Here is a 26,979-nt window from a genome sequence, read left to right as displayed (position 1 = left end):
GTAAAATCGTGTGCGGCGGAGCCTATTCGCTGTGCTCTGACCAGCCATCAATCGGGTCAAGATCATCCATCCACCGGTTGCGGACCGGCCCTGACCATCCCGTTGCGGTATATTTTGCCGGTTCATTGTTGGCTTTCCACCTCATCGCCCGTTCGATCCGCGTTCTTGCGTCGGGGTGAGAGCGATAGAGCGTGTTATACCACCTGCGATGTTCCAAGGGGCCACCGCGAGCAAGTCGATAGGCAAGCTCGGCCGCGCCATCGGGGTCACGCGCCAGATCAAGCGCTACCTGATCCGCGCTGTTTTCCTGCCACCGGATCGCATTGTTGAAGAGCGGGAGCGCCACAAAATGGAAAGCGAAACCCGTTGCCGCAAACAGAGCCAAGACGGTTGGAGCATGTCGCTGCCCTTGCGGGCCTGTCAGAAATGGCCGGCTGCTGAGGCGCAAGGCAATCCAAGCTGCGAGCGCAGTTAAGAACGATGCAAGAATGGCTCTGAATCCGATCAACCATTGCCAATGGTACTGTTTTAGATGCGCCAGTTCATGCCCCACAACTGCGCGGAATTCTTTGGCCGTGAAAGGTTTGAATGGCGGAGAATAAGCCTTGGGGTTAATCTGCATGATGTTCAGCATCGCCTCGTTCATGATCGCTTTGGTCCCGCCATCATGCCATTCTGCGCGGGCTTCATTTTGGCCTAATCCAAGGCGATTTTTATTGCCTGTCCGGATGCGGCCCATGTCAATATCTGCGCGGTCGGCAATTTGCTCGACATCATCCCGCAATTTCCCTTCAGCCAGAGGAAAGGTCTCCGCCCATGGATCGATTGTCGGCACCAACACCCACGACAGATACAATGCCCCCGCAATAGCAAACAGCGTCCGGGGACGTGTTCGAAAGAGCCAAAATGCGAGCGGAGCGATGATTGCTCCGACTAATCCAAGCATCAAAGCCAGTTCAAACTGATCCCAAAAGAACGAAAAGTTCCGCTGCAAGAAAGTGGGCGGCGCAAAGCGAGGATCGTCGCTGACAATGGTGATTATACTTCCGCTTGTCTTTCCGAGCCAAACTTCAATGTAGTATTTGAATGGCAAAAGCATGGCCACAAACAGCGCCATGACCATCGCGCCGAACGCAGCGGATGCGAGGACCGACCGGCGCAGCCAGCGGCTTAACCTGCCATAGCTCGCTTGCCAGAAACCCAACCGGTGCAAGGCTAGCGCAACGAGCAAGACGACCAGAGGCGTAAAAATCTGGTTGATCGCAATTTCGGCGCCGACATCGGAGGCACTGCAATTCAGCTCAGCGCATTCGGCGGCGTGCCGGTCAAAATAGACCTGCGCCGCAGACTTTGTATCGAATAGCGGTGCGACCCGCGTGGCCACCGGCTATTCGGTCTCCAGCCATTCCAGCAGAGCCGCGAGGCATTCGCGGGCCAGCAGCTTGCAGCGTTCGGGTGACCAACCTTGTTCAGGCTCAGGGAAATCCGCGAGATCCTTATACGGCATTTCCAGCGTCATTGCGCAGGCGCCATACCGTTCTGCGACCAAATTGGTGCTGATGCCGAGATTGGCTTTGCCCGCCGGTGCCTTGGGATAGCCAAGTTTAGTCTGGAAATCGGGCGTACGGCGATCAAGGATGCGCTGGTAGCGATAGAATTGTTCGCCATGCGCATCGGTCCAGCTTGGAATGCCTTCATATCCGGCAAGGAATACAGCAGGGATCGCTTCATCACCGTGCACATCCATCGCATAGTCGACGCCGGTTTCGTCCATCTTGGCGCGGATGGCGAGAACTTCAGGCGATTTGTCGGCACTGGGTTCGGACCATTCGCGGTTCAAGTTTGTGCCCACACCGTTGGTGCGCAAATGACCCCGGCGTGATCCATCGGGGTTGCAGTTTGGTACAATATGCAATCGGCAGCGTTTGCGCAGACCGCGCGCGACTGGATCGGTTGGATCAGTCAGGCATTCGAGCGCGCCTTCCATCCACCATTCGGCCTGGGTTTCACCGGGATGCTGGCGGGCATAGAGCCAAACTTGTTTCTCGCCTTCGCCCATTTCGAGCATATCGAGCGGCTGACCATCCAGCGTTTGCGTCAGGCGGCTCAGTTCAACACCTTCGCATGAGGCCGCCTCTGCCAAGAGATCGTGATGGCGCTCCATCGAATACGGCGCAAAGTAAGCGAACCATGCGGTGTTGGATGCCAATGTGTAGCGGATCGTTAGCGTGCCGCCTTCTTCGTTTTGATCATACGAACTGGCCGTGCGCGCCCAAAACTCGCGGTCTTCAGAAACGCAGGCATCGTAATTCGGCCAGCCGCCGGGAAATGCACTCCCGCTAAGGCCGGTAATTTTTAGCTCGACCTCTTCACCAGCCGCGCCGGTCACGCGGAAATGAAACCACTGCGCAAACTCGGCCATATGATCCTTCGGGATCGCAAGCCGGGCGCAATTGCCGTTGATCGAGAGGGTTTTGATATTGCCGCTATCAAATGCGGAATCGATGCCAATTGAATTGCCGGTAGAAGTCATGGTGTCCTTTCAAGCTCATCGACCGTTAGCTGCACTGTCTCGCCATTGCCACCGGGGAAATCCCTGAACAGTGCCGCGGCCAGCGCGCGGGCATTTTCGGCTGGCGGATTGTACGCCGAATCTGTGCTGGTGACGATTTCTGCGCGTCCTTCCCACAGCGTTTCGCCAGTATTCTGCGATGTTATGCGGACTTCCATCTGGGTCACTTCGCGGTTCTTGTTTTTCCCGCCAAGCGAGAAACCGATGCCAAGACCCACGCCGCCGCCGAACGAGCCGGTACTTCCGCCGACTCCCACGCTGGTGCCGGACCGACCTTGAACTGTTTCAATCGGGGTTGTCGTAATGTTGGCGAGGGCTTGTTGATCAGGCTCACCGGCAGCGCTTGCGGAGTATCCCAACCGTTCAAGCTCTCTCATAATTGCATCGCGGTATGTGGTATCGAGGCGTTCAGCGCCATCATCTTCGCCTGTTCTGATGGCGACAGATATCGATCCGGTACCAAGCGCGCTGGTATCCTCTGCGACAAATCGTGTGACCTCAACCGGACCAGTGTAAGGGGTCACGCATGCACTAAGCGACAGTGCAGCAATCGGCACTAAGGCCAATTTCATGGAGTGGTATGTGCGTGTCATGACGGTATCCTCTCTCTAATGCTCGAATTGCTGCTTAACGTGCGAATGAGGCCAAAACCTGCATACGAGACCCAATGTCTTCATTTTCTTACAGCCATTCTCTGTTAAAGACGGCGCCATGTCTGAAGCAACACATCAAGCAGGTAAACCTTGCGTCCTGGTTACTGGCGGCGCCGGATACATCGGTAGCCACGCCGTTCTCGCATTGAAAGATGCAGGCTGGCCGGTCGCTGTTATCGACAATCTTACAACCGGGTTCCGTTTTGCGGTTCCTGACGACGTGCCTTTATACGAAGGCGATATTGAGGACGGGGGTCTGGTCGCCCGGATTGTGGCTGAACAGGGCATCGGTGCGATCATGCACTTTGCAGGCTCAATCGTTGTGCCCGAAAGCGTGTCTGATCCGCTCAAATATTATTACAACAATACGGTAAAAAGCCGCGCTTTGATCGAAGCTGCAGTGAAATCAGGCGTTCCGCACTTCATTTTCTCCTCGACAGCCGCGACTTATGGCGCGCCGGATGTTTCGCCGGTGACAGAGGAAACACCGCGGGTTCCGATCAACCCGTATGGCTGGTCCAAATTGATGACCGAGCAGATGCTGGGAGACACGGCGGCGGCACATGCCATAAATTACTGCGCGCTGCGTTACTTTAATGTGGCCGGAGCAGATCCGCGTGCACGCACTGGTCAATCGACTGCTGGCGCGACACACCTGATCAAGGTCGCGGTTGAGGCCGCACTTGGCAAACGCGAATTTGTGGGCGTGTTCGGAACCGATTTTGACACGCCGGACGGCACCGGTGTGCGCGATTATATCCATGTCAGCGATCTGGCGGCTGCGCACGTTTTGGCGCTGGAGGCTTTAGTCGAGCAACCGGATCGGTCCCTGACAATGAATTGCGGTTACGGTCGCGGTTTCTCCGTGCTCGAAGTGCTCGATGCTGTGGACCGCGTGACCAACATGACAATTGATCGCCGTTTCGAGGATCGCCGCGCAGGCGATTCCGCGTCGTTGGTGTCAGACCCTTCGCGGATTCGTGCGACACTGCCGTGGGAACCGAAACACGCTGATCTGGACGAGATTATCGCCCATGCGCTCGCTTGGGAACGCAAGCTGACCGAAATCCGAGGTGGCTAAGGCGGGTTTATTGCCAAAGCCGTTGACGAATCGCGACTATACCCTTAGGCGCGCCCCTTGATATTCCGGCATCGGAGACAATCTTCGATGCCCTATTTATTTGCAGGAACCCGAAATGAAAGTCCGCAACAGCCTTAAGTCGCTGAAAAACCGTCATCGTGACTGCCGTGTCATCCGCCGTCGCGGTCGCACATATGTCATCAACAAGACCAACCGTCGTTTCAAAGCCCGCCAGGGTTAACTGATGTGATTGGCCGGTCACCTTGCAAGGTGATCGAGCAAACGCTGCGGCCCGCCTCCATTGTGGAGAGCGGGCCGCAGCCGTTTCTAGCGGAGTGATTTATGAGCGACATCGCAAGAGCAGTTGTTTTCGATGTAGGGCGGGTGCTGTTCCAGTGGGATCTGCGCAACCTGTTCGCCAAACTGATCGACGATGCCGATGAGCTCGATTGGTTTTTAGCCAATGTGGTGACCGAAGAGTGGCACTTCCTTCACGATCGCGGCGTGCCATTGGCGGACATGGTGCCGGCGCGGATCGCTGAGTTCCCGAAATACGCGAAGCATATCCAAGCCTATGCCGAACGATTCAACGAGAGCATTCCCGGGCCAGTTGAGGGTTCGCATGAATTGGTTGAGAGGCTTCATACGCGGGGTGTTCCGCTGTTCTGCCTGACAAACTTTGGGCACGAGTTTTGGGGTGGTTTCCGGCCAACACAGCCGGTGTTTGATGTTTTTGAAGACATCATCGTGTCTGGAACTGAGCGGGTCGCAAAACCGGAAATGCGTATATACGAGATTCTTGAAGAGCGTAGCGGCCGAGAAGGTGCGCAGCTGTTCTTCACCGATGACAATCCCGACAACATCGCTGCTGCAAAAGCGCGCGGCTGGGATGCGCATTTGTTTACCGATGCGGATTCGCTTGAAGCGCAATTGAAGGCGTCAGGCTTACTTTAAGGCCACAAAAATCCCCTCGAAACCTTGCTGGGGAACGCGGCTTCGAGGGGTTTTTAGGGTCCGCCCCTTGGTGGAGAGTATCGGGACGGCGGGGACGCGGGGGATAGACCGCGTATCAGTATCCGTTAGCGGCTTAGTTGCCGTTGCATTTCGCCAGCTTCTTCTCGTCCAGTTCTTTGCCACGTGCAGTGAAGCTGGTGACTTCGCCGAATTCGCGGGCAATGCCGCGGCAGACGTTCACCGGGCGCGAGGTCCCTTTGTTGGCGACACATTTGGTGTCTTTGCATGCCCAGGCGACACCGCCGGCGACTGCACGGTTGTCATCAACCGGAGCGGAGAACGTCGCCGAGTAATATGGGCCGGTCTTTGCGGCGGCGAGGGGAGCCGACGCAGTGGCAGCGCCAAAGGTTAGGCCGGTATAGGCGAGGGCTACAACGAAAATTGAGAGGCGACTGGTGCGGGGAAGAGAGAATGTCATCGTCGGTATCCTTATTTGAGCGGTTACAAAAATCATTTGCATCTGGAGGCATTAAGTTTCAGATCGAAACCAGTTGCGAATCACTACCTATGTGATTAGATTTCAAGTTGCAACTTAAAACTGAAATTATTTTTCGGTGTTGGTTTCGACCGCCTGACCGCCAAATTTGCGCTTGGGACAAAACGCGCTAGAAAGGTTTCACGGAAGGGACTGATATGGGCGAATTAAGAGAACCACTGCGCGAGTTGATCGATTGCGGGCTGCCGCAAGCGCTTGAAGTGATGGGCGAACGTTGGTCATTCATGATCCTGCGCGCGAGCTTCAACGGACTTAAGCATTTTGAGGAATTCCTCAGCGAGCTTGGTATTGCGCGCAATATTCTCTCCAACCGTCTTGCCAAATTGGTCGAGCATGGAATTCTGAAGCGTGAACCCTGCGCAGATGATCGCCGCAAGATCGAATATCGCCTGACTGAAAAGGGTTTTGACCTTTTGCCTGCCATGGTTGCATTGCGCCAATGGGGTCAGAAGTATGGCAGCGATTTTGTAAACGAAGATCCCGTGCTCGTGGACGTGCGCGACCGGTTGCCGGTCGGCCCGGTATCCATGCTGGCGCATGACGGACGCATTCTGGGCCATGAGGATTTATGGCTGGTGAAACGCGACGATCTTGGCAAACGAGCTGATGGAACTGTGGCTAGAGCAGGCGAAGCGCTTGGCACCGGCGATATTGTTGATATCGACGCAGCTAAGAAACGGGCGGCTGGATAGGCTTTCCGCCTGCGGGTAGGTTGCCCGCTTACCGCAATTCACCAAGGGTCACCCCAATCATGACGGTCGCCGACCGCGCCGATCTGCATTCCATCCTGCGCACGACCTTCGGATATTCCGGATTTCGTGGCCGTCAGGAAGAGGTGATCGATCGCGTCATGGCGGGAGAGAACACCTGCGCCCTGATGCCCACCGGCGCAGGTAAATCGCTTTGTTATCAAATCCCCGCGCTCGCACGATCAGGCACGGCGATTGTCGTCTCGCCTCTCATCGCGTTGATGCATGATCAAATCCGCGCGGCCACTGCCGTCGGTATCCGTGCCGCCTCGATGACATCGGCGGATAGTGACAATGCCGCGACAGCCGAAGCCCTGCGCAACGGTGAGCTCGACCTGCTCTATGTCGCGCCAGAGCGTGCCAACACGGGCGGTTTTCAGTCACTGCTGACCGCGGCGGACATTTCATTGTTCGCGATTGATGAGGCGCACTGCGTGTCCGAATGGGGGCATGATTTCCGCCCGGATTACCGCCAGCTTCGCCCGATGCTGGACCGGTTCGAGCATGTTCCGCGCCTCGCTTTGACTGCGACGGCGGACGAAACCACCCGCCGTGATATCCTGCTTCAACTCGGCATTCCCGATGACGGCTTGATCGTCGCAGGATTCGATCGGCCAAACATCCGCTACGCCATCAGTGCACGGCAGAATGCTGGTAAGCAGATTACAGATTTCATCACTCGAACACCGGGCGCGGGCATTGTTTACGCCACGAGCCGCGCGGCGACAGAAAAGCTTGCCGAGACAATTGCCGCGACTGGACGATCAGCAGGCTATTATCATGCGGGCCTACCCCCGGAACAACGCGCCGCTGTGCAAGCAGAATTTGTCCGCTCGGATGACATGGTCATGGTTGCCACCATCGCGTTCGGTATGGGCATCGATAAACCCGATGTGCGTTTTGTCGTTCATGCGGGCCTGCCGAAATCAATTGAGGCCTATTATCAGGAAACAGGCCGCGCAGGACGCGATGGTGATCCGGCAGAAGCGCATATGTTTTGGAGCGCGAACGATTTCGCCAAGGCACGTCAGCGACTGGACGAAGTCGATCAAGACCGCTTGGTAAGTGAAGGTGCAAGGCTGAATTCGCTTGCGGCATTGGTCGAGGCACCGAGCTGTCGCCGCGCAATTCTGCTCCGGCATTTTGGCGAAAGCCCTGATCGGGAATGCGGTTCATGTGACAATTGCGAAAACCCGCCGCAAGTGATCGACGTGACCGAGATCGCGCGCAAGTTGCTGTCAGCAGTATACCGCACCGGCCAGAGCTATGGCCTTGGTCATATCGAGAAAGTGCTGCTTGGCCGCGACGATGATCGCGTGACCCAGCGCGCGCATGATCAGCTGTCTGTGTTCGGAATTTTGGGTGAGGAAGAGGCGCCAATGTTGCGCCCAGTAATGCGCAATCTGATGGCGCATGAAATGCTGGTGACCACTGATCATGGCGGCTTGGCACTGGGCGCAACCGCGCGGGAAGTATTGCGAGACGAACGAGCGGTTCTGATCGCCGAACCGCCCAAGAAAGCGCGCCGTGGTCGCAAATCGAACGAAGCCAATCCTGTCGGTAATCCCCTGTTCGAAGCGCTTCGTAACAAGCGCAAAGAGCTCGCGAGCGAACGCGGCATCCCTGCCTACATTATCTTTCACGACAGCGTGCTGCGCGCCATGGCGCATGAGCGGCCGATGACGCTGGATGCCCTTGGCAGTATTCAGGGGGTCGGAGCGCGCAAGCTTGATACATATGGCGAAGACTTCTGCGCCGTCGTGCGCGAATTCGAAGACTGATTACCGGCGCACTTCGCGGGTGTAGTCGATCCTGATCCGCACCCATGATCCGACTTGAGAGCGCCCTCCGACCCGCGCAGGCCGAACCCGGAATTGCCACGCTGCGGAGAGCACCGCGCGCCCGATTTGGGAGCCTTGCGGGCTCTCCCCGATCAACTCGCAGCTATCGACATAGAAATTCGCCACTGTGCGGCACGCAATCAAGGCTGTGCTCGGGTTCGAAGCCGTAGAAAGGTATCCGGCGAGCTCCTGACGCGTTGGCTCGCGGTACCAGCGCGCCGCATAAAGCGGCTCTCCATTGGGAGCGGTTCCGACACGCTTGCTATCATTCCGTCCGGAACTCGCACCTGTATTGGGCGGGCCATAGGTACGCGCGGGCGGCCCCGCAGGTGCAGGGTTCTGAGGCGGCGCAGCCGATGGCGTCGGCGCTGGTGAAATAGGTGGAACCGATACAGTTTCGTTGGTCAGCGGATTGGGAACTGGCAACGGTGTGTCGGGAAGCGGTTGCGGCAAGGGCACAGGCTCAATCGGGCTGGGTGCGACCGGCTGGGTTGAAGTTTCCGGGGGCGACGGGGCCTGTGCCTCGGGCTCGGGCGAATCCTCTGAAAAATCGGAAGCTTCTAATGTCGTGATAGTTTCCGCAATGTCGGTTTCTTCACGCCAGTTCCAGCCAATCAGAAACAGCAAAAGAATTATCAGCGCCTCTAAAGCGATTGCAATTATAAGGCTGACCGCGCGCGTGCCCAGCTTCTCGTCAAAAACACGCGCTGACCAGCCACGCTGTTCGTGTGCCATGGCAGGCGTGGGCGTGACTGTATCTGCCATGGAATTTGGTGCGGCCTTGGATAGACGTGGGTAGCGCTGTGTAAGCCGCCCGATGCTTGCACTGCAATGAATGCGAGGCGATCACGCCGAGTTTATTCGGCTGCTTGTGCGCTTTCCAATAAACGTTCGGCTTGGCTATCAGCCGGGATAGCATCGTCTGGTGGGCGATAGCTGGCACCGATCTTTCGCGCGAGATCGCGGGTGAGCAGCGCATTCAAGGCATTGCCAAGGTTGGGGTGCTTGTCGCTGAGGTTGCGCAATGCTGTGCTGTCCCACTCGACAAAACGAACGCCTTTTGGCGCGATGGTGGTGGCGGTTGTCTTGCGTTTCAAAACGAAAGCCACCTCACCTACGAAATTGCCATCGGGCAGGCGAAACCGGCGACCGCCTTTCTCAACCGAGATATTGCCTTCAAAGATATAGAACAGCGAATCCGAAGGTTCCTGTTCGCGCGTTAGAATGACGCCTTCTGTATCGCCCGATGTTCGCCAAGCCGCCAGTTTCGCAATTCGGCGGAACTGGCCGGGGGTGAGTGTTTCAAACGCGTCAAAAAGCGCCTTTTCATCTTCTGTCATCCGAAAAGTTGTCCGTTCCAGAAGGATTTGGGTCAGGACGATTACGTTGATTACAACCATCAGCGAGCTTGTGATGATCGCATCCCACAGCGGCGGATTGGCGGCCAAATAGTAATAGGCGATGTAGATAAATGTCGAAACGATGATGAGCAGCCGCAGCTTCAGCTCGTCACGGATCGCATAGGCGAGCAGCAGGAGCGCAGCGCCGATATGGATAAGCCATGATGGATCAAACGGCATCGAGCAAACTTCTTTCTATTGCGGTGCCTTACCGCACTCCGACCGTTTGCCTGTAAGAAAGCGCCTCTGCAATATGTTCACGCCCGACATTGTCTGAACCGGCCAGATCGGCAATCGTGCGGGCCACGCGCAGCATGCGAGTATAGCCGCGTGCGGAAAGACGCAGTTTCTCAGCTGCCTGCATTAAGAGTGTGCGTCCCGCATCGTCAGGCGCGGCAAAGCGTTCGAGCGTCTCGCCCTCCAGTTCCGCGTTGGACCTAACTCCTCGCGCTTCGCACATTGACCGTGCGCCTGCCACCCGTCTTGCCACGTCTTCGCTCCCTTCGGCGGAGGGCGGCAGGCCGAGGTCCATTGCGCTAACCGCGGCCACTTCGACATGCAGATCGATCCGGTCGAGCAAGGGGCCGGAAAGCCGCGCCTGATACTCGGTCGCACAGCGCGGCCCGCGTGCACAGGTGTGGCCAGGCTCCCCAGCGTGACCACATCGGCATGGGTTCATCGCTGCGATCAACTGTACACGGGCCGGAAAGCTGACATGCGCATTGGCGCGCGCAACATCGACTTTGCCGGTTTCCAGAGGTTGCCTGAGAGAGTCCAGCACCGAGCGTTGAAATTCAGGCAGTTCATCCAGAAACAGCACGCCAAGGTGAGCAAGGCTAACCTCACCAGGGCGAACTTTCAGCCCTCCGCCGGTCAGCGCAGCCATACTGGCCGAATGGTGCGGCGCACGAAATGGCCGGGCGCGGCTGATCCGTCCAGCCTCCAGCATTCCAGCGACAGATTGGACCATGGAGACTTCAAGCGCTTCGGAAGGAGAGAGCTCAGGCAGGATGCCCGACATACACGATGCTAGCAGGCTCTTGCCTGATCCCGGCGGTCCAACCATTAGAAGATTGTGCCCGCCCGCCGCCGCGATTTCGAGCGCGCGTTTGGCCGTTTCCTGCCCCTTCACCTGTTTCAGGTCGGTCACGGGCGGTGCTTCGGCGACATCACCGCGCGCGGGCTCTCCCAGAACTTGACTGCCTTTCAGATGGGCAAGCAGCGCAGATAGATCACGCGGGGCAAGCACCGGCACACCGCTGGCCCATTTCGCCTCTGCCCCTTGTTCGGCGGGACAAATCAATCCTGCTTCGGCTTCGCTTGCGTGCAAAGCGGCGATCAGTACACCGGGACTGGCAACAATCCTGCCGTCGAGAGACAATTCTCCGACCGCAATCCAATCGCCCAGCTGCTCTGCATCGGTCACGCCCATCGCAGCGAGCAAGGCCAATGCAATCGGAAGGTCAAAATGCGATCCGTCCTTTGGCAAGTCGGCGGGCGACATATTGATCGTGATACGCTTTGGCGGCAGCGCGAGACCCATCGCGGACAAAGCGGCCTGAACCCGCTCGCGGCTTTCGCTGACGGCTTTGTCTGGAAGGCCGACAATCGAAAATCGCGGCAGGCCAGAGGCGACTTGGCATTGCACTTCCACGCGCCGCGCTTCGAGGCCGAGATAGGCAACTGTGCGCACCAATGCGACCATTTACAATCCCCCCGGAAGCCGGCGGCCACCCCGCCGAAATTTATCGCAAACTACGGGGCAATCCCTAATTGCCCCTAGTTATTGGAAACAGACGCATTTTTACCATGCTCGGAACGCGATTGTGCAAGGTTAATAGCGAGTTGTCGAGCGTCTAGGTCCAACTACTAAAGAAAATCGCAAGTATAAACCTTGGCAAATTTTCAAGCGCTGGACCTGTAATCCATGCAGCATGAAAAAACTCGCTGCCTTGTTCGCCCTACTGCAATTCCTGATGATGCCTGCCGCCGCGCAAGCTCAGGACTATGCCAGTGCGCGCTCGGTTTCGACCGTCAGTTGGGTTGAGGAATGGGATTCTGCCAGCGAAAGCTGGGTCCGTGTGGCGGATCGCGGTGAAAGGGCCGCAGAGGCGGTTACAACCGTCACCACGCATATCGTCAACGGCGAAGTGGTATCCCAGACGACTAAAGCTGCCGCGACACGTTACGCTGTGCCGCTGCGTTCGCAGCCCGAATCGCTGGCAATTGCCCATTACGGGCCGTTTCGCGTTGTTGATGGAAAGCGCGCCGTAGTGGTCGGAACGACTGGCCCGCAGTCCCCGCAGCATTTCGATGCGATGATGCGCGATTTCCCGCAGCTTGAAGTTCTCGAACTGGTCGATGCTGGCGGCACAAGCCATGACATCGCCAATCTCGAAGTTGGTCGCCGCATCCGCGCTGCGGGCCTTACCACCCATGTCCCCGATGGAGGATCGGCTCGCTCCGGCGGTGTGGAACTGTTCCTTGCGGGGGAGAATCGCACCATGGCATCGGGCGCACAGTTTGCGGTGCATTCGTGGCTCGACAATTATGGCCGCGAGCCTGCAGATTTCGCGCCTGACGCTCCGGCAAACCGCCTGTACCTCGACTATTATAAGGAGATGGGCATGAGCGAAGAGCGCGCCCAGGACTTCTATGCGATGACAAATTCTGTGCCGCATTCGAGCGCTCTATGGCTTCGTGCCAATGAAATGGAAAATTGGATCGCGCCGGAACGCGCCCCTGCAATCATCCGTGAACCGGCGATGCTTATGGTCACGGCATCACCGCTGGCCACACCCAAGATTATTGTCGAACCAGTCACACTTGCGATTGCGTTCGATATCGCCCCAGTGATCGACTATGCTGACGTAACGCGTTTTGCCTTCGCAAAGCCTGCACATTCAGAGCTCTTTGCATCGTGAGATTGCTTGACTCATACGCAGGGGCATCATAATAGCGCGCGCCTGACCCGGCTGCCTTTGTGGGTGGCCGCTTTTTTATTGGTGAGCATTCTGCGGACGACATTCGCACGGGTAGCTCGCCGGATTAATTTATCGAGGACGATATGAAGCGGACTTTTCAGCCCAGCAACTTAGTGCGTGCCCGTCGGCACGGTTTCTTCGCACGCAAGGCAACTCCGGGTGGCCGCAAGGTAATCCGTGCACGTCGCAAACGCGGCCGTAAGAGCCTCTCGGCTTAAGCTAAGCCGCGCGCCATCCGGCGCGCGATTTCTTCGCGCACGCGACCTACAGGTCGCGTCGCTGCAGGCGGCCACTTGGCCTATGCGGGCTCCCTTTCGGGGGCCCGTTTGTATTTCTGGATTCTTTCAAGATCCGCTAAACAGCGATGCTCATGCTTCGAACCCTCACCAAACGGTCTGACTTTCTCCAGGCCAATAAAGGTCTTCGCAATGCGAGGGCTGGGTTTGTTTTGCTCACGCGCCCAAATGGTGGGGAGGGCCTGCGTTTCGGCATCACGGTCACCAAGAAAATTGGCAACGCAGTGGTGCGCAACCGGATGAAACGGCGCTTTCGCGAATTGCTGCGGGCGAAACTGGCGGAGCATGGCCTGCCAGATCACGACCATGTTTTGATCGGGCGTGCGGGCGGGGTGGAGCGCGACTTTCATACTATGTCATCGGAGCTCGACAAGGCTTTGGACCGCGCTCGTGAGGGGAAATCCGACCCTGCTCGTGGACGCCGCCCCCGGCGCGGGAGCAAAGGGGGCGGGCCTAAATGAAGCACGTTCTTATCTTCATCGCGCGCCTGTGGCAGCTTGGCCCATCACGCATTTTGCCGCCGACCTGCCGCTTTGCACCATCATGCAGTCAGTACGCGATTCAGGCGCTCACCAAATATGGTGCTCTCAAGGGTGGATGGCTGGCGTTAAAGCGGCTAGGGCGCTGCCATCCATGGGGCGGTCATGGACATGATCCGGTCCCCTGAAAATTTATAATGCAATATTCAGTGTAGTACATATCTAATACACCATTAGACGAATTGACGGGATTTCACTTTGGACAACCAGCGTAATCTATTGCTCGCTGTCGCTCTTTCCGGCCTGCTGATTATCGGCTGGGATTTTGCGATGCGGACTTTCTATCCGGAGGCGGCGCTTTCGTCTCCGGCAGAACAAGTTGAGCCCGCTGCTCAGGCAAGCGCAGGCGGCGCGCCTGGTACGACAACCGTTGCAGCCGATCTGCCTGAAGGCGCCGCGGCTCCTGCCGGACCGGTTGATATGTCGGAGGCACTTGCCGATCCGAATCGTGTTGTGATCGACACGCCGAAACTGGCCGGTTCGATCAATCTCGTTGGCGCGCAGATCGATGATATCGTCCTGAAAGATTACCGCCAGTCGGTTGAGAAAGACAGCGGCCCTGTCCGTCTTTTCGCTCCCGCTCGCACTGAAGATCAATACTTCGCGCAGTTCGGTTTTATAACCGGCGGCGAATATATGCCAAGCAATGCAGTCTGGCAGGCAAGCGGCGATAAGTTGACGCCTGACACGCCTGTCACTCTAACGCGCTCGGGTGATGACGGGCTGACCTATTCAATCGCGCTGTCGATTGACGAGGACTACATGATCTCCGCGACGCAATCGGTGGCAAATGCATCGGAAGCGGCGGCTATCATACAGCCGTTCACCCTGATCGACCGGACTGACAAGAATGCGTCACCGGATGAATTTATCGTCCATTCCGGCCCTATCGGTGTGTTCGACGGCGCTCTGCAAGACGGCAACAATTATGAAGAGCTGACGGAAATTGGCCGCGATGTTCCAGCGGGCAACACCGACTGGCTCGGCTTTACCGACCGCTATTGGCTTTCTGCCCTGATCCCGGGTGAGGGTGCAACAAAAGAAGTCGGTTTCCGCGCTCTCGACAACGGTCTTTTCCGAAGCGGCGTTTTCTATCAGGCGCAAACCATTCCAGCTGGCGGAAGCTTGACGCAATCCACGCGCCTGTTCGCTGGAGCGAAGAACTCCATTGTCCTCGATAAATACGAAGACAGCGGCATCACCTATTTTGGTAAGGCGATCTCATGGGGTTGGTTTGAGTTTATCGAAAAGCCATTCCTTTGGTTGCTTCGCACGCTCAACGGCCTTGTCGGCAATTTCGGCGTCGCGATCATCTTGCTGACGGTCATCGTTCGCGGGCTGATGTTCCCGATCGCGCAAAAGCAATTCGCCAGCATGGCCGGCATGAAAGCTGTTCAGCCGAAAATGAAAGCGATTCAGGAACGCTACAAGGACGACAAACAACAACAGCAGCAAGAGATAATGAAGCTGTACAAGGAAGAAAAGGTCAATCCGCTTGCGGGCTGTTTGCCAATCCTGATCCAGATTCCGATCTTCTTTGCGCTGTATAAAGTCCTGATGCTGGCGATTGAGATGCGGCATGAGCCGTTCCTTTATATCCGCGATCTCTCCGGCCCTGATCCTGCGACAATCCTGAACCTGTTCGGCTATCTGCCGTTCGAAGTTCCCGGTTTCCTTGGCATTGGTGTGCTGGCTGTGCTGCTTGGTGTGACCATGTGGCTCACGTTTAAGCTGAACCCGTCGGCTATGGACCCAATGCAGCAGCAGATTTTCAATCTGATGCCGTGGATCCTGATGTTCGTCATGGCTCCTTTCGCAGCAGGCCTTTTGATCTACTGGGTAACGTCGAACATCCTGACGCTTGCTCAGCAGAAATATCTCTATTCCAAGCACCCTGCGCTCAAGGCGCAGGCGGAGAAGGAAAAGGCAGAGATGGCCAAGAAAAAGGCAGATGAAGACAAGGCGAAAGGTAAAGCGTGAGCGCGCCCGACCTAACAGAAGCGGAGATTGAGGAACGCGCGATCATGCGACGCGAGAAGAAGGCTGCGCGCCTGTTTTCTGGCCGCGTCGATTTTCTGCTCTCTGCCCCGCAGCTCAAATTCCTGCCGGAACCGACCGTGCCCGAAATCGCATTTTGCGGACGCAGCAATGTCGGAAAATCCTCGCTTCTGAATGCGCTGACTGGCCGAAAGTCCATTGCCCGCGCATCGGTGACACCGGGCCGCACGCAGGAGCTGAATTACTTCGAGATTGGCGAGCCAACGCAAATCCGATTGGTCGATATGCCGGGATACGGCTTTGCGAAAGCGCCTGTGTCGGTGGTTGATAAATGGAAGAAACTCGTCCGGTCATATTTGCGCGGTCGGCAGGTTCTCGCTCGCAATCTGGTGCTCGTCGATAGCCGCCATGGCTTGAAACAGGTCGATCTCGACATGATGAAAATGCTAGATGAGGCCGCCGTGGGCTACCGCATCGTGCTGACCAAAACGGACAAGATCAAAGCCAGCTATCTTGAACGTGTGGCGGGCGAAGTCGCAGACGAGGCTCGCAAACACCCCGCTGCCTATCCCGAACTGCACCTTACCAGCAGCGAAAAAGGCATGGGCATTGACGCTTTGCGCGTAGCGGTTGTGCAGGATGCTTTGGGCATCAACGCGCTGGATTGATCAATCTGGATCTGTAGGACACACATGACAGATTGTCCTACATGTCACCCGTGGTCTTTCGGTGTTACCATCTGATATTACGAGATTTTGTACCTGTAGGACACAGGTGACAACTCGCCTACTTTTGACCAAAAATCTGCACCGACGATGAGAAAGAGCGTGTCTTCCCCTTATCGTTCGCGCGCCGAGTAGGAAAACGTTCAATCGGCTGCAAACAGCTGCCCCATATCGGCAAAGGCTTTGAACTCCAGCGCGTTGCCGGCTGGGTCGCGCAGGAACATTGTCGCTTGTTCGCCGGGCCGGTCGCGAAAGCGGATCGTCGGTTCGATCACGAATTCTGTGCCTGCCGCTTTGAGTTTCTCTGCAAGCGCCTCCCATTCCTCCATCGGCAACACCAGGCCAAAATGCGGGATGGGTACGCCGTGGCCGTCAACATGGTTGCTGGCCGCATCGCCCGCTGCGCCCGGGGCGAGGTGCGTGACGATCTGGTGCCCTCGAAAATCGAAATCGATCCATTCATCCGAGGACCGGCCCTCTTTGCAGCTGAGCAAGTCGCCGTAAAAGGTTCGGGCCGCGTCCAGATCGTGGACGGGAAACGCGAGGTGGAAGGGGGATAGCGTCATCTTACGGGCCTTATTGCGGTTTCCTTTCCCTAGTAACCCGTTCAGGCTCGACAGCGAAACACTGAATATCTAGGCAGGTCGCAACATCGCGACACTGTTGGTGGAACAGGCAGAAATATGAAGCTGATTATCGGTAACAAGAACTATTCAAGCTGGTCGCTGCGCGGCTGGCTCGCGGTGAAGCAATCGGGTCTTCACTTTGAAGAAATCATCGTGCCGATGCTGGGCGAGCAATGGGATAAGGCCAAGCAGGAAGGCGACATGCAGCCATCCAGCGGCAAAGTGCCGATCCTGTGGGATGATGAAAACGTCATCTGGGATAGCCTAGCGATTATGGAATATTGCGCGGATAAAGTGGGCCGCGACCGGTTCTGGCCGAAAGAAGATGGGGCGCGGGGCATGGCGCGCGCGATGGTGGCAGAAATGCACTCTTCCTTTGGCTCGCTGCGCACCGACATGCCGATGAATGTGCGCCGCCGTGTCCAGCTGCAACATGTCTCCGATGCGACGAAGGCAGACATCGTGCGCATCCTGCAATTGTGGGCAGAGGCCCGCTCGCGCCACGGCAGCGCGGGGCCGTTTCTGTTCGGCACATACGGGGCGGCGGATATATTCTTCGCTCCGATCGTTTCGCGCTTCATAACTTATGGCATTGGCGTGCCCGGGTTCGCGCAGTCTTATATGGAAGCCATGTGGGAACATGCCTGGACGCAGGAATGGATTGCCGCGGCAGAGGAAGAACAATGGGTCATCGAACAATACGAGAGCGTCGGCACGGTGTAATCTGGGCGGCGCTCCTCGCGCCGGTCTTTGCCCTGATCCTTGCACTGCCTGCGCCTGCACAGGCGTGGGGATTCTATGCGCACCGCACCACCGCCGATATTGCGGAGGTCAATGTCTCGCCCGCAACCCGCGTCAAGATTGATGCGCTGATGAAATCGGAGGCGCTGCTGGGCACGCCCGAATGCGATCTGGCGACGATACAGGACGCCAGCGTCTGGCCCGATTGTGTGCGCCGCGCGCGCTGGCGCTGGGGCTACACCGCTGCGTGGCATTACCGCACGACGCCGATTTGCGAGGCCTATAATCCGCGCGCCAATTGTTCGGGCGGGAATTGTGTGACGGCTCAGGTGGAACGCAACCACCGCATCCTTGCCGATGAAAGCCTGCCCGATCATGTCAGGCTCGAAGCGCTCGCTTTCATGGTTCACTTTGCAGGCGACGTGCATATGCCGCTGCATTCGGGTGACAAGGGTGATCGCGGCGGCAATGACCGCGAAACCGATTACGGTATCGTGCCCAGCCTAAACCTGCACTGGATCTGGGACGGGCCGCTGGCCGAGCGCGCGATCAGCGACCCTGCCGATCCGGTTGTGCGGCGCTACTCACCGTCAGAGCGCAGCGATCTGGGCGGCGGCGTCGCGGCCGATTGGGGCCGCGAAAGCTGGAAGATTGCCCGCGAATTCGTCTACCCCACCGCCTTTGACACCGAAGATGTGTGCGGCGGCGAACTGCCGAAGAAGACCGCGCTGAGCCAAGAGGACATCGTACAAGGCGTACCGATTGCAAAGCGCCGTGTTCAGCAAGCAGGCGTGCGTATAGCTGACTTGCTCGAAAGCGCCTTTGCGCCGGGACCGCTCCCGCAAGAGGAACGCCGATGAGCAAGGCTCTCGACTATGCCAAGGGCTTGATTGCCGCGCGCAGCATCACCCCCGCCACGGGCGAAGTGTTCGATGTGATGGAAGCCATGCTGAGGCCGCTGGGTTTCGACGTGCACCGTTTTAAGCGCGGTGATGGAGAGGCCGGCAGCGACGAAGAAGAGGTCGAGAACCTGTTCGCTATCCGGCGCGGCCCCGAAGGCTCGACCCATTTTGCCTTTGCAGGCCACCTCGATGTGGTTCCACCGGGTGACGGATGGGAAAGCGACCCGTTCAAACCCGAAGAGCGCGGCGAATTGCTGTATGGGCGCGGCGCGGTTGATATGAAGGGCTCCATCGCCAGCATGATCGCCGCAGTCGAACACGTGCCGCAGGATGCCGGAACGATCAGCTTTATCATCACCGGCGATGAAGAAGGGCCTGCATTGCACGGCACCCGCGCTCTGATCGATTACATGGCGGCAGAGGGCATTCAGCCTGATCTGTGCCTTGTGGGTGAGCCAACGAGCGTTCACCAGCTTGGCGATATGATGAAGATCGGGCGGCGCGGATCGGTCAATATCTGGTTGGAAGTGGACGGCACACAGGGCCACGTCGCCTATCCGCATCTTGCCGATAACCCGATGCCGAAAATGGTTGCCATTCTCGCCGAACTGGACGCGCTGGTTCTGGATGAGGGGACAGACTGGTTCCAGCCCAGCAACCTTGAGATCACCGAGTTTAACGTCGCCAACAAAGCGCACAATGTGATCCCTGCTAAAGCAACCGCGCGCATATCGATCCGTTTCAACGACACGCATTCGGGCGCGAGCCTGTCCGAGCAAGTCACCGCAATCGCCGAAAAGCACGGCGGCACTGCGCGGCCCGTAATTAGCGGCGAACCATTTCTGACCGCGCCGGGCGCATTCTCCGACATGCTGGCCAAGGCGATCGAGGACGAGACCGGCATGGCGCCCGAGCCATCGACCACCGGCGGCACATCCGATGCGCGGTTCCTGCGCAGTGTTTGCCCGGTGATCGAATTTGGCCTGTGCAACGCGACCATGCATAAGCGGGATGAAGCCGTGGCCATGCCCGACCTTGATACGCTGGCCCGAATCTATACCAAAGCGGCGCTGGGGGCGCTTGCTCTCAAACCATAATTTCCTTTGGGGATCGCTACGATGAAGACCTGGTTCAAAATTCCATTGTGGCAACGCGTTATCGGCGCGCTTATCCTCGGCATTATCGTCGGACGGTTTTGGGGCCCCGAGGCTGAGAGCATCAAGATTGTCGGCGATGTGTTTGTCGCATTTATCAAAATGCTGGTCGTGCCGCTGATCTTCTTCAGCCTTGTCGCGGGTGTTGCTGCGATTGGTGATATTCGCAAACTTGGCGCTGTCGGTGGGCGCGCGATGCTGCTGTTCGTCGTCAGCGGTCAAATCGCGGTGTGGCTGGGTCTGCTGCTCGGTACGGTGCTTGCGCCCGGCCTTGGCGTGGACACGAGCGCGTTGAATGTCGGCGACACGCCGCCGCCCAATGACACGACATGGCGCGATATGGTTATGGGAATGATCCCGCAGAGCCCGGTGCAAGTGATGGCAGACGTCAATGTCCTGCCGCTCATCATCTTCTCGCTGCTGATCGGGATCGGTATCCTGATGGCGAAAGAAGAGGGCGAGCCGGTGCTCAAAATCTTCGAAAGCGGCAGCGTCGTGATGCAGAAAGTCACGATGGTCGTGATGGAGCTGACCCCGTTTGGTGTCTTTGCATTGATGGCATGGGTCGCGGGCACGCTGGGCTTTGATGCGTTGGCCGCATTGGGCAAGCTGGTGGCGCTGAATTATCTCGGCTGTCTGCTGATCATTGCGCTGATCTATGGCGGGATGATCAAATTCCTCGCGAAACTGCCAGTGGTGGATTTCTTCCGCGGGATCATTGATGCGATTGCGGTCAGCTATTCCACGGCCAGCTCCAATGCGACTTTGCCGGTCACCCTGCGCTGTGCGCGGCGCAACCTTGGCGTGTCGAACTCTGTGGCGAGTTTCGTGATCAGCCTTGGTGCGACGATCAATATGAACGGCACCGCGATGTATCTGGGCCTTGCGACATTGTTTGGCGCGCAGATTTTCGGCGTGGACCTGTCATGGGGCGATTACTTCCTGATCTCGATCCTTGGCACATTGGGAGCCGTGGGCGCAGCAGGCATTCCGGGCGCGGGCCTGATCATGATGGCGCTGGTCTTCGGCGCGGTCGGCGTACCGCTGGAAACGATTGCCTTTGTCGCCGGTGTCGACCGGATCATGGATATGATGCGCACCACCACCAATGTCAGCGGCGATGCGGCGGTGGCTACAACCGTGGCGAGCATGACGGGTGAGTTGGATAGGGCTGAGATGATCTCGGCGGATGATGTTTAACTAATTGGTTCTGAAGAAGCCCCAACCGTCAGCTTTCCCACCGACCTTCCTCGCAAGCTCATCAAGATGCGCTTCGATTTCCGTAATGCCCTTGGCTGTGGGAACAAGAGTGGCACGAGCGGTAACATTCCACTCGCCGTCGTCAGTTTGCCAGACCTCTGACAACCAGCCGGCTGCCGTCGCGAGCGGCGCGAAACGGCTCGCCGCCTCCTCATTGGGAAAGACGTGCTCAAAGTCGACAACCCGAGATTTGCTTAGATCGCTTCCTTCTCCCGCGATCTGAGTAAGAACGGCTTGGTTCTCGTCCAGAAGGGTCATGCTCGCCCCTTAGGCACCTCAGTTACCTTCTTCCGAAAACTGCACAAATCCACCTGACCGCAGCGCCAGCACTCCGGCGTGCGCGCTTTGCACACATATCGCCCGTGCAGGATCAGCCAGTGATGCGCGTGCAGGCGAAACGGCTGCGGTACGCGTTTTTCCAGCTTTGCCTCGACCGCTTCGGGCGTCTTGCCCTTGGCCAGACCTGTCCGGTTGCCGACCCGCAGGATGTGCGTGTCGACCGCAAAGGTCTCCTGCTTGAACCAGCAATTGAGCACCACATTGGCCGTCTTTCGGCCCACTCCTGGTAGGCGCACGAGGTCTTCGCGAGTGTCCGGCACTTCGCCGCCATATTCCTCGATCAGCAATTGCGAGAGCGCGATGACATTCTTTGCTTTGGAATTGAACAGGCCGATGGTTTTGATGTGATCGATCAGCCCATCCAGCCCCAGATCGAGCATTTGCTGCGGTGTCTCAACCTTCGCAAACAGCGCGCGCGTCGCCTTGTTCACGCCAACATCGGTCGCCTGCGCGGACAGCGCGACGGCCACGGTCAGTTGATAGGCGTTGCCATATTCCAGCTCCGTCTCAGGCTCGGGATTATCCTCCGCCAGACGGCGGAAAAATTCGAAAATCTGATCTTTGGTCATGACTTCTTTGCGGTCGTCTCGATTGGGAGAAATGTAAGGTCGCCGCAGCGATACATCGTTATGATGTGCGTGTAAGCCAGCGACACGGTTTTCAATCGGCGGTTGTAAAAGCGCATAAAGCTCGCCGCTGCAGTGAGGAGAGCGATGGCTGTCAGCAGCCAGTTCAGATTTAGAACAGCGTAGACGCTCACCGCCAATGACAACACGACTAGGCTGCGAAACAGTTTTTGGTCCGCCTCATGCGTTTCAATATCGCGGTGTGCCCCAGGGTTTTTCTGGATCAGGATCGCGCGGCACCATTGAAATGTGTGCGTCGCGCTTGATTCGGGCCCGCTCATGACCTTTCTTCTCAGCCGATCTGCGATGATAAATACGCTGGTCGTTTTCTTTGGCTTGTCCGACTTTGGCCCCCAGTTGCGCTTACGGAATAGAAACACCCAAAGCGGGTGGGGCGCATTATCGCCGGTGGCGATCGCGCCAGAATACGGATCGCGAATGCGGCGGACAAAATCGTATGTCGGATCAAGCCATGATCCGACGAGATAGATCAGATGCCCGGCAATGTAGGATACGGCGAAGGCCAGCACCAATTTGAAAGCGTCATGCTGGGCAAAGCTGTTCGCGAAGATCGCCGCGCCGGGAAACGCGCCAAGAAACAGCGCCGTCGCGATCGCACCGGGCAAAAGGATTGCCAGAAAACTGATAAGGCCGATCATGAAGTCCGAAGGTTTCATTGTAGAGTACCTTTCATCTGATCCCCCTGCATTGTGTGACTAAAGCCCCAGCACATCATTCATTGTGTAGCGCCCTGCGTCTTTGCCGATCAGCCACTCCGCCCCGCGCACTGCGCCGCGGGCAAAGATCATCCGGTTTTCGGCTGCATGCGACAGAGTGATGCGCTCCTCGTTTCCGGCAAAGATCACGCTGTGGTCACCTGCAACCGTGCCGCCGCGCAATGTGGCAAAGCCGATGTCGCCTTCGGTCCGCGCGCCCGTTTGTCCGTGACGCCCGCTATCCATCGCGTCGGACAGGTTCACGCCGCGAGCCTGCGCCGCTGCTTCGCCGAGCAGTTTTGCGGTGCCCGATGGCGCATCGACTTTCATCCGGTGGTGCATTTCCAGCACTTCGATATCCCAGTCGGGGCCAAGCTTCGCTGCGGCTTCCTTCACCAGATGCGCCAGCAATGTCACGCCGAGCGATGTGTTGCCTGTTTGCAGAACGGGGATCGTATTTGCGGTCTCCGCCAACATGACGAAATGTTCCTTTTCAAGGCCCGTTGTGCCGATCAGGATCGGAATGCCAGCGGTGCGCGCCGCTTTCAAATTGGTTTCAAGCGCGTCAGGAGAAGAGAAATCTACCACCACATCGCACTGGTCCAGCAGCGGGGTGGGGTCGCCGCCCATATCCACGCCGACCCGGAATTCGTGGCCTGCCTCTTCGATTGCGACGCTGATCGCCAAGCCCATCCGGCCCTTGTGTCCGATAATGCCAAACTGCGCCATTGATCCCGAAGCCTCCACCGTGTTTCTATGGTGATTATGGCAGAGATAAACCGCATCGTCATCCTTACAGGCGCAGGCATTTCCGCAGAGAGCGGGATCGACACCTTCCGTTCGGCGGGAGGGTTGTGGGAACAGCACAAGGTTGAAGATGTAGCGACGCCCGAAGGTTTCGCGCGCGATCCCGATCTGGTGCTCGGCTTTTACGATATGCGGCGCGAGGCTTTGGCCAAGGTAGAGCCCAATCCGGCCCACCGCGCACTGGCCAAGCTGGAGGCCGAGTTTGCCGGAGAGTTTTTGCTGGTGACGCAGAATGTCGATGATCTGCACGAGCGGGGAGGGTCACGCCAAGTGTTGCATATGCACGGTGAGCTAAAGAGCGCGCTTTGCACGTCCTGCGAGATACGCAGCCCGTGGGATGATACGATGGCGAACCGTCCGCCATGCCCGGTCTGTCAGGCGCCAACCCTGCGCCCCGATGTCGTGTGGTTCGGGGAGATGCCGTATCAGATGGAGCGGATTTACGGCGCGCTCGGATCGGCGGACTTGTTCGTCAGCATTGGAACGAGCGGCGCGGTCTATCCGGCGGCGGGTTTCGTTCAGGAGGCGCGGCAATCGGGCGCGCAGACGCTGGAGCTTAATCTGGAGCCGAGTGAGGGCACGCATTTCTTCCACGAAGCGCGCCACGGTCCGGCAGGAGAATTGGTGCCGCGCTGGGTGGATGAGGTTTTGGGTGCTGCTCTCAGCTAGGGCGCAAACCCGAACATTCACATCCCGTAGGTGATGGCACAGCGAAGCGAAAGACGATCAGCATTCATTCGCAACATGCTGCCAATCGAAATTGGTTTTCATATCTTTCCCGACAACCACTCCGTTGCCGGGATCACCTGACATCTCTACACCGACTTTGATATCGTTATTGCCACTCGCAATTGAGATCGGCCCGGACAGGGCCCCGCATGTCATCTTTGCCTTCAATATGGTCACGTTATTTAGGCTGTTGAATTCTCGGTCAGACAATGAACAGCCTGCTTCCAGGTACTTGTTTAAAAATACCTTTTCGATCTGGTCGAAGGACGTAATCTGATCGGATGCGCAAAGTTTGGCTTCGGAAGTTTGAACAACTGTTTGGCTAGCTAAGTTCAGCAATTTGATGTCGGCTTTCCATGTGCCTGATTTGAGTTCTATCAAATTGCCTGCAGTGCTCTCAGCATGAGTTGGTGTAAGGCCGTGTGCAGTCGTCAACAACGCAACGAGACAAAGGGCAAAGATGCTTTTTTTCATGACGAACTCCTTAAGATCCAAACATGGCCTGACGATAGCTACAGAGCGCTGAATACTAAATTTTCATAGGAAGCATAGCCCGTATCCAACATTGTGGATTCTAGACAGTGAGCGGTTTGGTGCTGACGCGGGTGGAGAAGGTGTTGGGCCGTATAGTTGTCGCTACTTCTTCTTCACCGGAGGCTGCTCGCGGGTGAAGACCAGCTCGCCTTCGCTCGAAGCGCTCGCATCGTAACGATAGCCCTCTGCGTCAAAGCCGCGCAGATCGTCCGCGTTCTCGATCTGGTTTTCTATGATCCAGCGAGCCATCAATCCGCGCGCGAATTTAACGTGATACATCAAACGCCGCGCTTCGCCGTCTTTCACATTCAGGAAGCTGGCCTCGATCACTTTGCCCGGCAATGCGTCTGTATCGACCGCTTTGAAATATTCGTTCGAGGCAAGGTTTACGATGGTGTTATCGCCGTGGCCCTTCAAATCATCGGCCAGTTTTTCACCGATCCGGCTGCCCCAGAAATCGTAAAGCGATTTGCCGCGTGGATTGGCCATCTTGGTGCCCATCTCAAGCCGGTAAGGCTGGATGGCATCCATCGGCCTCAGCAAGCCATATAGGCCAGACAGGATACGCAAATGATCCTGCGCATAGGCAAGCGCCGCATCGTCCATGCTCTTTGCCTCAAGGCCCCAATAGACGTCCCCGTCAAAGGTAAGGCCAGCTGGCTTTGCCGAATTGCTGCGGCCATCCAGATCGAAGGCCTTGAACCGCTCGGCATTAAGCTCGGCAAGATTATCCGAGATATGCATCAGCCGTTTCAGATCAGCCGCCGATTGTTTCTTCGCGACCTTTGCAATGGCCTTCGTGTCGTCCTCCAGCCGCGGGCGTGTCACTTCGAGTGCGGTTTCGCCCGGTTCGAAATTCAGTTTTTTGGCTGGTGACAAAAGAGTGATCATCGGGGTGTCCTAAACAAAGGAGTGGGATTCGTAAGGAAAGAACCTGGCATTCCTACACGCGAATTCAAGCGTGCCCTTAGCGTGCACCTCGCAAATACACTTTAGACTTCGGGAAACTTCATGAACCAGATGGCAATAGCCAGCAGCGCGCTCGCAAATCCCATAAAGCCCGCGATCAGTTGCATATTGATCTGCTTGATCGGTTCCGCCTTGTGGGCATCGAGCCGTTTTTGCACGGCGCAGCCTTTTTGCTGCGCGGCGTAAAAAACGAAGATGCCGATGATCATGAAAATGGTGGCGATTGCTTTGGGCACCCATGCCGGCTCCATCGTGTTGAACAGCGCGTTGAAACCGAGCCCGATACCGACCGAGGCGAGGCCCGTTCGCATCCATCCGGCAAAGGTTCGCTCATTCGCCATTATGGTCCGGTCTTCTGCCCAATCTGTCCGATCCTCGGCCAGATCAGTGCGATCTTCGGCGAGTTCGTTTGAATTTTTCTCGCCGGTCATTCTACCACTCCGCATCCTTTGCAAGCCGGGTCCTTCGCAATGTTGAGCGTCCGCATCCCCGGCTTCATTCCATCCAGAATATGCAACTTGCCCCAGCCAGGTTTGCCATAGGCGCTCACACCTTCCAGCAAGATACGGATCGCCTGCATTGCGGCAAAGCTGCCGGTCCAACCCGCCATCGCGCCCAGCATTCCATCATCGGCGCACGTGTCGCAATCTTCTGCGTCGAACGCATCGCCGACAAAGCAGCGGTAACAAGCGTGTTCGGCAAGGTGGCCTGCAAAGGCACCGACTTGCCCCTGAAACCGGCCTACAGCAGCCGATAAAAGCGGGGTGCGTTCCGCAACGCAGGCATCGGTTACCGCAAGGCGAGTGGCGAAATTGTCTGTGCCGTCCAGCACCAGATCGGCGCCTTCGATCAACCGGCCTGCATTCTCCGGACTGATCCGGGAATCCGATATATCGACGGTCAAGGCTTCATCGAAATTGGCGAGCCAGCGGCGCGCGCTGGTCGCTTTGCCATGGCCAACATCGCGGGTGGTGAAAATCGTCTGACGCTGCAGATTGCTAACATCGACGACATCATCATCGACCAGTGTGAAACGCCCGATCCCCGACGCGGCGAGATATTGCAACGCGGGCGAACCGATCCCGCCGAGGCCAATAATTGCAATGTGCTTTCCCGTCAGCGCAACCTGACCCGCGCCGCCGATTTCAGGCAGCACGATATGACGCGCAAAACGATCAAGTCTGGCTGGTGACAAGCTCATGGAGAAGCTGTTTACAGGCTGTGCACA

General features: G+C 57.4%; 32 protein-coding genes. 16 read left to right on the top strand and 16 right to left on the bottom strand.

Annotation, left to right across the window (positions count from 1 at the left end; translation table 11 throughout):
* Positions 1-22: 22 nt before the first annotated feature.
* From KCG46_RS12705 to KCG46_RS01480, 3 genes are read right to left on the bottom strand one after another with little or no spacing between them, the layout of a single operon-like run.
* Complete coding sequence (locus tag KCG46_RS12705; protein ID WP_218403588.1) at positions 23-1,384, bottom strand: M48 family metalloprotease; 1,362 nt, start codon at positions 1,382-1,384, stop codon at positions 23-25.
* Positions 1,385-1,387: 3 nt separating this feature from the next.
* Positions 1,388-2,533: a M14 family metallopeptidase gene (locus tag KCG46_RS01485; protein WP_218403587.1), complete on the bottom strand. Its 1,146-nt coding sequence runs from the start codon at positions 2,531-2,533 to the stop codon at positions 1,388-1,390.
* Positions 2,530-3,165 carry a DUF4136 domain-containing protein gene (locus tag KCG46_RS01480; RefSeq protein WP_218403586.1) on the bottom strand — a complete coding sequence of 212 codons (636 nt, stop codon included), beginning with the start codon at positions 3,163-3,165 and terminating at the stop codon, positions 2,530-2,532. The genes KCG46_RS01485 and KCG46_RS01480 overlap by 4 nt, the downstream gene beginning before the upstream one ends.
* A gap of 118 nt (positions 3,166-3,283) precedes the next feature.
* On the opposite strand from KCG46_RS01480, the gene galE reads away from it, so the two are divergent.
* The 3 genes from galE to KCG46_RS01465 all read left to right on the top strand — a co-directional run bounded on the left by galE (position 3,284) and on the right by KCG46_RS01465 (position 5,260).
* Positions 3,284-4,306, top strand: coding sequence for a UDP-glucose 4-epimerase GalE (galE, locus tag KCG46_RS01475; protein WP_218403585.1), 1,023 nt, complete (start codon positions 3,284-3,286; stop codon positions 4,304-4,306).
* Between the two features lie 115 nt (positions 4,307-4,421).
* Positions 4,422-4,547: a type B 50S ribosomal protein L36 gene (gene ykgO / locus KCG46_RS01470; RefSeq protein WP_011415100.1), complete on the top strand. Its 126-nt coding sequence runs from the start codon at positions 4,422-4,424 to the stop codon at positions 4,545-4,547.
* 101 nt (positions 4,548-4,648) lie between these two features.
* Positions 4,649-5,260: an HAD-IA family hydrolase gene (locus KCG46_RS01465; protein ID WP_218403584.1), complete on the top strand. Its 612-nt coding sequence runs from the start codon at positions 4,649-4,651 to the stop codon at positions 5,258-5,260.
* Between the two features lie 133 nt (positions 5,261-5,393).
* On the opposite strand, the gene KCG46_RS01460 is transcribed toward KCG46_RS01465, so the two are convergent.
* Entirely contained in the window at positions 5,394-5,738 is a 345-nt protein-coding gene (locus KCG46_RS01460; RefSeq protein ID WP_218403583.1) for a CC_3452 family protein, read from the bottom strand.
* Positions 5,739-5,953: 215 nt separating this feature from the next.
* On the opposite strand from KCG46_RS01460, the gene KCG46_RS01455 reads away from it, so the two are divergent.
* The gene (locus tag KCG46_RS01455; RefSeq protein WP_218403582.1) at positions 5,954-6,508 is read left to right on the top strand and encodes a winged helix-turn-helix transcriptional regulator; all 555 of its coding nucleotides are present in this window, start codon (positions 5,954-5,956) and stop codon (positions 6,506-6,508) included.
* A gap of 59 nt (positions 6,509-6,567) precedes the next feature.
* The gene (recQ, locus tag KCG46_RS01450; protein WP_218403581.1) at positions 6,568-8,346 is read left to right on the top strand and encodes a DNA helicase RecQ; all 1,779 of its coding nucleotides are present in this window, start codon (positions 6,568-6,570) and stop codon (positions 8,344-8,346) included.
* Here the strand turns inward: recQ and KCG46_RS01445 are convergent, their stop codons facing one another.
* The 3 genes from KCG46_RS01445 to KCG46_RS01435 all read right to left on the bottom strand — a co-directional run bounded on the left by KCG46_RS01445 (position 8,347) and on the right by KCG46_RS01435 (position 11,511).
* On the bottom strand, positions 8,347-9,171 hold the full coding sequence (locus tag KCG46_RS01445; protein ID WP_255551712.1) for a hypothetical protein: 825 nt from the start codon (positions 9,169-9,171) through the stop codon (positions 8,347-8,349).
* A gap of 92 nt (positions 9,172-9,263) precedes the next feature.
* Positions 9,264-9,986 (bottom strand): cyclic nucleotide-binding domain-containing protein, encoded by a 723-nt coding sequence (locus tag KCG46_RS01440; protein ID WP_218403580.1) that lies wholly within the window; start codon positions 9,984-9,986, stop codon positions 9,264-9,266.
* Positions 9,987-10,014: 28 nt separating this feature from the next.
* Positions 10,015-11,511 (bottom strand): YifB family Mg chelatase-like AAA ATPase, encoded by a 1,497-nt coding sequence (locus tag KCG46_RS01435; RefSeq protein WP_218403579.1) that lies wholly within the window; start codon positions 11,509-11,511, stop codon positions 10,015-10,017.
* A 229-nt stretch (positions 11,512-11,740) separates the two neighbouring features.
* On the opposite strand from KCG46_RS01435, the gene KCG46_RS01430 reads away from it, so the two are divergent.
* From KCG46_RS01430 to yihA, 6 genes are all read left to right on the top strand, one after another.
* Positions 11,741-12,730: an alpha/beta hydrolase gene (locus KCG46_RS01430; RefSeq protein WP_218403578.1), complete on the top strand. Its 990-nt coding sequence runs from the start codon at positions 11,741-11,743 to the stop codon at positions 12,728-12,730.
* Between the two features lie 143 nt (positions 12,731-12,873).
* On the top strand, positions 12,874-13,008 hold the full coding sequence (gene rpmH / locus KCG46_RS01425) for a 50S ribosomal protein L34 (RefSeq protein ID WP_142787977.1): 135 nt from the start codon (positions 12,874-12,876) through the stop codon (positions 13,006-13,008).
* A gap of 152 nt (positions 13,009-13,160) precedes the next feature.
* Positions 13,161-13,547, top strand: coding sequence for a ribonuclease P protein component (rnpA, locus tag KCG46_RS01420; protein WP_218403577.1), 387 nt, complete (start codon positions 13,161-13,163; stop codon positions 13,545-13,547).
* Positions 13,544-13,753: a membrane protein insertion efficiency factor YidD gene (gene yidD, locus KCG46_RS01415; protein ID WP_218403576.1), complete on the top strand. Its 210-nt coding sequence runs from the start codon at positions 13,544-13,546 to the stop codon at positions 13,751-13,753. Before rnpA ends, yidD begins: the two co-directional genes overlap by 4 nt.
* 70 nt (positions 13,754-13,823) lie before the next feature.
* A complete protein-coding gene (yidC, locus tag KCG46_RS01410; RefSeq protein ID WP_218403575.1) occupies positions 13,824-15,605 on the top strand; it encodes a membrane protein insertase YidC in 1,782 nt (593 codons plus the stop codon).
* A 44-nt stretch (positions 15,606-15,649) separates the two neighbouring features.
* Entirely contained in the window at positions 15,650-16,291 is a 642-nt protein-coding gene (yihA, locus tag KCG46_RS01405; protein ID WP_218405230.1) for a ribosome biogenesis GTP-binding protein YihA/YsxC, read from the top strand.
* 200 nt (positions 16,292-16,491) lie between these two features.
* On the opposite strand, the gene KCG46_RS01400 is transcribed toward yihA, so the two are convergent.
* Entirely contained in the window at positions 16,492-16,914 is a 423-nt protein-coding gene (locus KCG46_RS01400) for a VOC family protein (protein ID WP_218403574.1), read from the bottom strand.
* Positions 16,915-17,031: 117 nt separating this feature from the next.
* Between KCG46_RS01400 and KCG46_RS01395 the strand changes: the two genes are divergently transcribed.
* From KCG46_RS01395 to KCG46_RS01380, 4 genes are read left to right on the top strand one after another with little or no spacing between them, the layout of a single operon-like run.
* The gene (locus tag KCG46_RS01395) at positions 17,032-17,697 is read left to right on the top strand and encodes a glutathione S-transferase family protein (RefSeq protein WP_218403573.1); all 666 of its coding nucleotides are present in this window, start codon (positions 17,032-17,034) and stop codon (positions 17,695-17,697) included.
* Positions 17,658-18,575 (top strand): S1/P1 nuclease, encoded by a 918-nt coding sequence (locus tag KCG46_RS01390; protein WP_218403572.1) that lies wholly within the window; start codon positions 17,658-17,660, stop codon positions 18,573-18,575. Before KCG46_RS01395 ends, KCG46_RS01390 begins: the two co-directional genes overlap by 40 nt.
* Positions 18,572-19,714, top strand: coding sequence for a succinyl-diaminopimelate desuccinylase (dapE, locus tag KCG46_RS01385; protein WP_218403571.1), 1,143 nt, complete (start codon positions 18,572-18,574; stop codon positions 19,712-19,714). The genes KCG46_RS01390 and dapE overlap by 4 nt, the downstream gene beginning before the upstream one ends.
* 21 nt (positions 19,715-19,735) lie before the next feature.
* Positions 19,736-20,971 (top strand): dicarboxylate/amino acid:cation symporter, encoded by a 1,236-nt coding sequence (locus KCG46_RS01380; protein ID WP_218403570.1) that lies wholly within the window; start codon positions 19,736-19,738, stop codon positions 20,969-20,971.
* On the opposite strand, the gene KCG46_RS01375 is transcribed toward KCG46_RS01380, so the two are convergent.
* From KCG46_RS01375 to dapB, 4 genes are read right to left on the bottom strand one after another with little or no spacing between them, the layout of a single operon-like run.
* Complete coding sequence (locus KCG46_RS01375; protein ID WP_218403569.1) at positions 20,972-21,289, bottom strand: ribonuclease E inhibitor RraB; 318 nt, start codon at positions 21,287-21,289, stop codon at positions 20,972-20,974.
* A complete protein-coding gene (nth, locus tag KCG46_RS01370) occupies positions 21,286-21,939 on the bottom strand; it encodes an endonuclease III (RefSeq protein ID WP_218403568.1) in 654 nt (217 codons plus the stop codon). Before nth ends, KCG46_RS01375 begins: the two co-directional genes overlap by 4 nt.
* Entirely contained in the window at positions 21,936-22,673 is a 738-nt protein-coding gene (locus KCG46_RS01365; RefSeq protein ID WP_218403567.1) for a phage holin family protein, read from the bottom strand. The genes nth and KCG46_RS01365 overlap by 4 nt, the downstream gene beginning before the upstream one ends.
* 39 nt (positions 22,674-22,712) lie before the next feature.
* The gene (gene dapB / locus KCG46_RS01360; RefSeq protein WP_218403566.1) at positions 22,713-23,441 is read right to left on the bottom strand and encodes a 4-hydroxy-tetrahydrodipicolinate reductase; all 729 of its coding nucleotides are present in this window, start codon (positions 23,439-23,441) and stop codon (positions 22,713-22,715) included.
* Positions 23,442-23,477: 36 nt separating this feature from the next.
* Here dapB and KCG46_RS01355 point away from each other — a divergent pair, with 36 nt between their 5' ends.
* Positions 23,478-24,188: an NAD-dependent deacylase gene (locus KCG46_RS01355; protein ID WP_218405229.1), complete on the top strand. Its 711-nt coding sequence runs from the start codon at positions 23,478-23,480 to the stop codon at positions 24,186-24,188.
* 57 nt (positions 24,189-24,245) lie between these two features.
* Here KCG46_RS01355 and KCG46_RS01350 read toward each other — a convergent pair whose 3' ends face one another.
* From KCG46_RS01350 to KCG46_RS01335, 4 genes are all read right to left on the bottom strand, one after another.
* Positions 24,246-24,722, bottom strand: coding sequence for a hypothetical protein (locus tag KCG46_RS01350; protein WP_218403565.1), 477 nt, complete (start codon positions 24,720-24,722; stop codon positions 24,246-24,248).
* A 162-nt stretch (positions 24,723-24,884) separates the two neighbouring features.
* Positions 24,885-25,673, bottom strand: a complete 789-nt coding sequence (gene yaaA, locus KCG46_RS01345; RefSeq protein ID WP_218403564.1) for a peroxide stress protein YaaA — start codon at positions 25,671-25,673, stop codon at positions 24,885-24,887.
* A 101-nt stretch (positions 25,674-25,774) separates the two neighbouring features.
* Positions 25,775-26,182: a YidH family protein gene (locus tag KCG46_RS01340; RefSeq protein WP_218403563.1), complete on the bottom strand. Its 408-nt coding sequence runs from the start codon at positions 26,180-26,182 to the stop codon at positions 25,775-25,777.
* Positions 26,179-26,952 carry a HesA/MoeB/ThiF family protein gene (locus KCG46_RS01335; RefSeq protein ID WP_218403562.1) on the bottom strand — a complete coding sequence of 258 codons (774 nt, stop codon included), beginning with the start codon at positions 26,950-26,952 and terminating at the stop codon, positions 26,179-26,181. Before KCG46_RS01335 ends, KCG46_RS01340 begins: the two co-directional genes overlap by 4 nt.
* Positions 26,953-26,979 lie beyond the last annotated feature (27 nt).

It is taken from the genome of Erythrobacter crassostreae, from assembly GCF_019204045.1.
GTDB classification, from domain to species: Bacteria; Pseudomonadota; Alphaproteobacteria; order Sphingomonadales; family Sphingomonadaceae; genus Erythrobacter; species Erythrobacter crassostreae.
This window is presented reverse-complemented; position numbering and strand designations above follow the sequence as displayed.